General features: G+C 51.4%; 1 protein-coding gene. It reads left to right on the top strand.

Annotation, left to right across the window (positions count from 1 at the left end; all coding sequences use genetic code 11):
* Positions 1–46: 46 nt before the first annotated feature.
* The coding region (locus EFBL_RS16835; RefSeq protein WP_149029976.1) for an IS66 family transposase zinc-finger binding domain-containing protein at positions 47–681 on the top strand (635 nt) is incomplete at its 3' end.

The raw sequence follows: 681 nt of genomic DNA, 5'->3' as shown, positions 1-681 counted from the left end.
CCGTGTGTCGACAGGAAATCGCGGTCATTTATTGAAATCTATACGTATGAAAACAATAGCGAATACGAACCCGTCTACAATTGAAGAACTTCAACAACAAAACGCGAAGCTGGAACAACAGGTTGCTGAACTGACCGCTAAGCTGACTTGGTATGAGGAGCAATTTCGCCTCAGTCAACAGAAGAAATTCGGCACATCCAGCGAGCGGACGAATTCGGATCAACTGCACCTGTTTAACGAAGCAGAAGCTGAAGCCAATCCCACTGTGGAAGAGCCGACCGTGGAAACCATCACCTATCGCCGCAAGAAACAACGCGGACAACGTGAAGCCATGGTCGAGAGCCTGCCTGTCGAGATGATCGAATACCGCCTCACAAAGGAAGAGCAGATCTGTTCATGCTGCGGCGGAGCCTTGCATGAGATGAGCACCGAGACCCGTCAAGAGTTGAAGATCATTCCTGCCGAAGTGAAGGTAGTCAAGCATGTACGTTACGTATATGCCTGTCGCCATTGCGAGCGCGAAGAGATCCATACGCCCGTGGTCACCGCACCGATGCCTCAGCCGGTTTATCCCGGGAGCTTAGCCTCTCCTTCCATCATGGCTTATATCATGAGTCAGAAATATGTCGAAAGCCTCCCGCTGTATCGCCAGGAGCAGCAGTTTGCTCGTCTTGGGGTACC

This window comes from Effusibacillus lacus (genome assembly GCF_002335525.1).
GTDB lineage: Bacteria > Bacillota > Bacilli > Tumebacillales > Effusibacillaceae > Effusibacillus > Effusibacillus lacus.
The sequence above is the reverse complement of the archived record's forward strand: the minus strand, read 5'-3'. Positions and strand labels throughout refer to the sequence as shown.